Raw genomic sequence first — 6203 nt, 5'->3', positions numbered from 1 at the left:
GTCCCCATCCCTCCCCCCGAGGAGATGCCATGGCCAGGAAGATGAAGGCAGTGCAGGTGCCGAAGGCGGGCGGTCCGCTCGAGGTGGTCGAGCGCGAGGTCCCCGAGCCCGGGCCGGGGCAGGTCCGGCTGGCGGTGGAGGCGTGTGGCGTCTGCCACAGCGATGCCATCACCAAGGAAGGCTGGATGCCCATCCAGTACCCCCGCGTACCGGGCCACGAGGTGGTGGGCCGCATCGACCAGGTGGGGCCCGGCGTGACGGCGTGGAAGGTGGGGCAACATGTCGGCGTGGGCTGGCACGGCGGCCATTGCGGCCAGTGCGTTGCCTGCCGCAGCGGGGACTTCGTCACCTGTGAGAAGCAGCAGGTGTGTGGCATCAGCTACGACGGCGGCTACGCGGAGTACCTGGTCGCGCCCCAGGAGGCGCTGGCCCGCGTCCCGGAAGGGATGAGCTCCGAGGACGCCGCGCCCCTGCTCTGCGCGGGCGTCACCACGTACAACTCCCTGCGCAACATGGGCGCACGGCCGGGGGACCTGGTGGCGGTGCAGGGCATTGGCGGGCTGGGCCACCTGGCCATCCAGTACGCCTCGAAATTCGGCTACCGCACCGCCGCCATCTCGCGCGGCGCGGACAAGCGAGCCCTCGCGATGGAGCTGGGCGCGCACGAGTACATCGACACGGAGAAGGGCTCCGCGGCCGAAGCCCTCCAGAAGCTCGGTGGCGCGCGCGTCATCATGATGACCGCCTCCAGCAGCAGCCTCGCGGGCGAGCTGCTCGGGGGGCTGGGGCGCAATGGCACCCTGCTGCTCTTGGGCGCGGGGTCTGAACCCATCCCCGTCAGCAGCCTGTCCATGATCAGCAAGCGCACGCGCATCCAGGGCTGGCCCAGCGGCGTGCCTCAGGACTCGCAGGAGACCATGGCGTTCAGCGCGCTCGCGGGGGTGCGCTCGCGCAATGAAGTCTTCCCCCTGGACCGAGCGGCGGAGGCCTTCGAGCGGATGATGAGCAACAAGGCCCGCTTCCGGGTGGTGCTCAAGATGCGTTGAGGCGCGGGACTACGGCGCCGGTGGAGGCTCGGGGGCCTGCATGGCCTCCCGCGCTCGCAGCCGCTCCTCGCGCTGCTTCGCGACCAGCTCTCGCGCCTTCACCTTCTGCGTCTCGTCCAGGAGCCCTTCCGCATCGCGAAGGGCCGCCGTCTCGTTGTCCTCCATCGCTTGAAGCAGGGCCTGCTGCCGCTTCAGGCCCTCTTCGCTCGGAGGGGTGGGAGCCCGGGGGGACGCCCTGTACGCGGGCCGTCCTCCCAGCCCCACGGGGCCGTTGCGGCCCGGCATCCCGGCTCCGGGCGGTGGACGGTCCGCGGGAGGCGCTTCGGGATACCAGACGCGCCGGAGCTCTTCGCGGAGGGGGCGGTTGGCCGCGTCGAGGGCCTCCTCCCGCTGGCCCAGTTGGATCAACTGGTCGGTGGTGAGCACCAGCTCTGGGTGGTGCTCCAGCAGCAGCGCGAGCGGCGACTGGAAGAGGATCGCGGGCGGCGGCGAACGCCCTGGACGTTCCGCCGGGGAGGACGAAGCACAGGCGGTCATCAGACCCACCAGCAACAACCACGGCACGAGATGGCGCGGCGACATCGGTCCTCCATGGGGCGTGTGGCTTCAATCTCTATGTCGAAGTCGCGTTCCGAAGAAGGGACTGGAGGTCATGGATGTGCGGAGACGGATGGACGCCCCGGAAAGAGGCGCCCATCCGCCGTGGTGCTTCAGTAGGCGATGAAGCTCGCGTACTCGCCCGGCCGGAACGTCCGCAGCGTGCCCAGCGCGATCGGCTGTCCGCTGCAGTCATCGGTCCAGTAGGCGATGACGTTGTCGACGTTGCTCCATCCCACCAGGGCGCCGGCGGCGGCCGGGAATGGCTGGCACGACCCGTCAGGGGCCGGGTAGTTCACCAGCGGGGTCACGAAATTGTCGCTGTAGAACGTCAGGCCCGACTCCCAGTCCGTCACGGGAGCGGCGGACGCGGTCCCCGACGAGACGGCGAAACCCGCGACGGTGGCGACGGCGGTCACGGCAAGGGCAGCACGAAGAGTGTTTCTGCGCATGGTGTTTCCTTTCTCGATGTGAATGTCTTTGACCTCAGGGAGGTCACCCCGCGGAATTCCTTTGCCTTACGCGGCCACGGCCTCGGTGATGCTGAGCGCGGCCGGCGTGGGGATGACGCGCGACAGCCGCAGGCCCGCCTGGGCGAAGAGCTTGCGGAAGTCCGCCTCGGTGCGCTCCCGGCCGGGCAGCGAGGCCAACATCATCACGTCGAGCACCTTGCCCCCGTGCGGCGCGCTCCCGGGCGGAATGACAGTGTCCACCACCAGCACCCGCCCGCCCTCGGCCATCGCGCGGCGGCAGTGGCGGAGGATGTCCACGCACACCGCATCACTCCAGTCGTGGAGGATGCGCTTGAGGACGTACGTGTCCGCGCCCGACGGCACCGTCTGGAAGAAGTCCCCGGCCACCAGCTCGCAGCGCTCGGAGAGCCCCGCCGAGGCGATGCGCGCCTCGTCCAGCACGTGCTGGTGGTCGAAGAGCACGCCCCGGAGCGACGGCGTGGACCGGAGCGCTTCGATGAGGAAGCCGCCATGGCCGCCGCCCACGTCCACCACCTGCCGGCAGGCGCTGAAGTCATAGCTGCGCGCGATGGGGCCGTTCTCCAGGTCCGACAGGCTGGACATGCCCCGGTGGAAGGTGGCGCCCGCCTCGGCGTTGCTCGCGAGGTGGTCGAAGAAGGGCTTGCCGAAGATGCGCTCGAAGGCGTTGGTGCCCGTCCGCACCGTCTGGGTGAGTGCGCCGGCCGGTGCCCAGAAGATGTCCTGGGTGAGCATCAACACCGCGCTGCGCAGGGAGCCAGGGGCGTGGGTGCGCAGCAGGTCGGAAGCCGGGGTGAGCGCGAAGTTCCCCGCGTCGTCCTCGGAGAACACGCCCGCGCTCGCCAGCAGCCGCAGCACCCGGTACAGCGAACCCGCATCCGCGCCCACCGCTTCCGCGAGCAGGGCCGCGCTCTTCGGGCCCTGCTCCAGGTGGTCCGCGATCCCCAGTTCCGCCGCCGTGGCCAGCGCGCCGGAGAGGATGAAGCCAAAGCCAAGGTCGACGATGAGCTGCGCCGGGTGGACGGAGGGAGAGGTCATTGCCCGGTCGTACTCCCGGTCAAATTCAGACGTCAACACATCCGATTCTGGCTTAGGCTGGGCGCCCTTCGATTGCGAAGGGGACTCCCAGGAGAGTGCATGCGAGTGATGAGGGTCATTGGCGTACTATGTGGCGCGGTGGCGTTGCTGAGTGGATGTGGAGGCACTTCGATGCCCGAGGAGGAGTTGTCCACGCTCAGCACACGTGAGGATGCCATCTACGAATGCACTCTGGGCGCGCCTCAAGGATCGAGTTGTCCCGGCGGTGTCTGCGTCTACGCTGGCTATCAGTACGCTCCGGGATGCCGTCCCTTTTGCAACGTCGTCGACAGCCCCTGTCCGGCAGGTGGCCGCTGCTGCCCCGGCATCATGGGTCCGAATGGGCAGTTGACGCGGAACTACTGCATGCTGGCCTACCACCCCTGCACCAGCGACGATCTCGGTGTCGATGCGGCTCAGTGAGTTCGCGGCGAGAAACGCTCGCGAGCCCAGAGCGGTTCGTGAGGGGCACCCCGGCCCTTTGAGGGGCCGGGGCTGACACCCAGTGTCCAAGGAGCGCGAGGGGTGGCTTAGACTTCCGGCATGACCCCTCCGCCCGATACGAATCCGTCTCTCACGCAGCGGCTGCATGCGGCCATCATCGGTTACTGGACCACCCAGATCATCGCCACCGTGGCCCGGCTGGGCATCGCGGACCGGCTCGCGGCAGGAGCCCGCGACAGTGATTCGCTGGCGACCGAGCTTGGCGTCCATCCGGGCGCCCTGTTCCGGCTGATGCGCGGTGGCATCACCGCGGGCCTCTTCGAGTCCGTCTCCGAGCGGACCTTTGCCCTGACACCAGTGGGCGAAGGCCTGCGCTCGAACGTTCCCGGCTCGATGCGGGAGATGGCCATCTTCCTGAGCGACAAGTCGCACTGGTTGCCATGGGGCCTCCTTCCCGAAGCGGTTCGCACCGGCAAGTCCCCGGTGCAGGCCGCCCTCGGCTCCGACATCTGGGGGCACTTCGCCCGGCATCCCGACGAGGCGGAGCACTTCGCCCGGGCGATGGGCAACATGTCCAGCCTGGTGGCCAGCGAGCTGACTCAACACATCGACTTCGCCCCCTTCGCCCGCGTGGCGGACATTGGAGGCAGCCACGGCAATCTGCTCGCGCAGGTGCTCCGAGCCAACCCCTCCTGCCGGGGCATCCTCTTCGACCTGCCCCAGGTCGTCGAAGGCGCGAAGCCGGCGCTGGAGTCCCAGGGACTCGCCAGCCGGGTGGACGTGGTGGCCGGGAGCTTCTTCGAGCCTGGCATTCCCGCCGCGGAGGCCTACCTGCTCAAACACATCCTGCATGACTGGGATGATGAAGCCTCCACCACCCTGCTGCGCCGGCTCCACGCAGCGGCGCCCGCCGGGGCCCGGCTCTTCGTGCTGGAGATGGTGATTCCGGACAGCCAGACCCCAGACGTCACCCACCTGATGGACCTCAACATGCTGGTGGTCGCCGACGGGCGCGAGCGCACCCGGGACGAGTTCCAGGCGCTGCTCACCGCGACCTCCTGGAAGGTGGGGCGCATCATCCCCACCCAGGCCGGGACCAGCATCATCGAGGCGGTGAAGGGCTGAGCAAGGTCGCGTGGACGCACCTTCGCCGGGCGGGCAGCCCATCCCGCGCTCCGGCGCAGGCCCCTCGCCAATGATTAGCATCCCCCTGCCCGGCCACCCCAGGAGCCCCCGACCATGCACAGACGCCCTTCCCTTCCCTCTGCCCTCGCGCTTCTTGCCCTGCTCACCCCGCTGCTGGCCGCCGCGCAAATCCAGATGCAGCGCGTGGGGCCCACGTCGTCCTCCACCCTGACGCTCAACCGGGGCGAGCGCGTGGGCTTCTCCGCGCGGGCCACCAGCCCGGCCGGCGGACTGCGTGGCTCCGAGTGGTACCTGGACGGGAACTACCAGGGCGCGCAGTACCGCAGCGCCGTGCCGGGCTCCACCGAGTCCGATGTCACGTTCAGCTGGGGCTTCAGCTTCCCCGCCCCCGGCCATTTCACCGTGCAGGGCATGGCGTTCGACATGTCCGGCAACTACAGCGAATCCGCCACCTGGACCGTGGACGTCGGTGAGCGCCCCCGGTTCCTCTACGTGGACAAGACCGACACGCTCCTGGATGCGCCCCAGGCCACGCAGGATGCGTTCTTCGACTTCATCGCCGCCCGCCGCATCAACCAGCTGGGCATCTACCGGCTCAACCAGATCCTGGGCAACAACCGCCGGACGACGGCGCTGCGTGCCTTCATCACCCGGGCCCATGCGGCGGGCGTCACGCACGTCTTCGCCATCGTGGCGACGCCCACCAACGTCGCCACCGTGCGGACGTACCTCACCCAGGCCGCCACCGTCGCCACCGCGCGCTTCGACGGACTGCTGACGGAGCACGAGTACTGGAACGGCACGGGTTCGCCGGATGCGAACTGGGGGGACTACCTGCGCCTGCTCGCCCACGTGCGGCAGCTCGCGGACGAGCGGGGTCTGGTGGCGGCCACCTACCTGGGGTGGATCACCGCGGACGAGGCCCGGAGCCTGCGCGAGCTGGTGGACATCGTCCTGCTCCACGCCTACGTGGCGACCCCGGCCAAGGCCTATCCCTACATGACGTCCCGGCTGGAGTTCCTCGCCCGCGAGTGGAGCCGCCCCGTGCAGGTGTGGCCCATCCTCTCCGCCGAGTGCACCTTCTCCGGCAAGTGGTTCTCCGAGAACCGGGGCTCCGATGCGATGGAGCTCGCGGAGACGACCGTGCTGGACGCCTTCCGCGCCGACGACCGCCCCTTCCGCAACGGCCTGCGCGTCGCCGGGTTCGCCTACTTCGCCCGGACCGACCTCGTCAGCGCGCTCGGCGGGGCCGCCTGCGGCGCGCCCTGAAGCGGTGGGCCAGACGCGAGCCCGGCCCTCAAGGCGCTTCCCCCAGGACGATGCCGTAGTGGCGCACGGGCGATGAGGGTGATCATCAGCATCAAGACAACGTACCGGATGGCCGGAGGATTCAGTTTCGTGG

6 protein-coding genes are annotated in these 6203 nt (G+C 69.4%); 3 read left to right on the top strand and 3 right to left on the bottom strand.

Translation table 11 applies throughout. The features are described from left to right. Window positions 1–29: 29 nt before the first annotated feature. Window positions 30–1046 (top strand): alcohol dehydrogenase, encoded by a 1017-nt coding sequence (locus D7W81_RS18795; protein ID WP_120556772.1) that lies wholly within the window; start codon window positions 30–32, stop codon window positions 1044–1046. Between the two features lie 9 nt (window positions 1047–1055). On the opposite strand, the gene D7W81_RS18790 is transcribed toward D7W81_RS18795, so the two are convergent. The 3 genes from D7W81_RS18790 to D7W81_RS18780 form a co-directional block, all read right to left on the bottom strand. Continuing rightward, complete coding sequence (locus D7W81_RS18790) at window positions 1056–1628, bottom strand: hypothetical protein (protein WP_120556771.1); 573 nt, start codon at window positions 1626–1628, stop codon at window positions 1056–1058. A gap of 128 nt (window positions 1629–1756) precedes the next feature. Further along, a complete protein-coding gene (locus D7W81_RS18785; RefSeq protein WP_120556770.1) occupies window positions 1757–2095 on the bottom strand; it encodes a hypothetical protein in 339 nt (112 codons plus the stop codon). Window positions 2096–2161: 66 nt separating this feature from the next. After that, complete coding sequence (locus tag D7W81_RS18780; RefSeq protein WP_120556769.1) at window positions 2162–3172, bottom strand: methyltransferase; 1011 nt, start codon at window positions 3170–3172, stop codon at window positions 2162–2164. Between the two features lie 582 nt (window positions 3173–3754). Here D7W81_RS18780 and D7W81_RS18775 point away from each other — a divergent pair. Continuing rightward, the gene (locus D7W81_RS18775) at window positions 3755–4780 is read left to right on the top strand and encodes a methyltransferase (RefSeq protein ID WP_120556768.1); all 1026 of its coding nucleotides are present in this window, start codon (window positions 3755–3757) and stop codon (window positions 4778–4780) included. Window positions 4781–4894: 114 nt separating this feature from the next. Then, window positions 4895–6070 (top strand): hypothetical protein, encoded by a 1176-nt coding sequence (locus D7W81_RS18770; protein ID WP_147445530.1) that lies wholly within the window; start codon window positions 4895–4897, stop codon window positions 6068–6070. Window positions 6071–6203 lie beyond the last annotated feature (133 nt).

It is taken from the genome of Corallococcus aberystwythensis (genome assembly GCF_003612165.1).
Lineage (GTDB): Bacteria > Myxococcota > Myxococcia > Myxococcales > Myxococcaceae > Corallococcus > Corallococcus aberystwythensis.
Note: the sequence above shows the minus strand (reverse complement) of the source record. Positions and strands in the feature narration are given on the sequence as shown.

Coding starts and splice junctions, on each gene's coding strand:
- D7W81_RS18795 (WP_120556772.1), top strand. CDS start 30: ATGGCCAGGAAGATGAAGGCAGTGCAGGTGCCGAAGGCGGGCGGTCCG.
- D7W81_RS18790 (WP_120556771.1), bottom strand. CDS start 1,628: ATGTCGCCGCGCCATCTCGTGCCGTGGTTGTTGCTGGTGGGTCTGATG.
- D7W81_RS18785 (WP_120556770.1), bottom strand. CDS start 2,095: ATGCGCAGAAACACTCTTCGTGCTGCCCTTGCCGTGACCGCCGTCGCC.
- D7W81_RS18780 (WP_120556769.1), bottom strand. CDS start 3,172: ATGACCTCTCCCTCCGTCCACCCGGCGCAGCTCATCGTCGACCTTGGC.
- D7W81_RS18775 (WP_120556768.1), top strand. CDS start 3,755: ATGACCCCTCCGCCCGATACGAATCCGTCTCTCACGCAGCGGCTGCAT.
- D7W81_RS18770 (WP_147445530.1), top strand. CDS start 4,895: ATGCACAGACGCCCTTCCCTTCCCTCTGCCCTCGCGCTTCTTGCCCTG.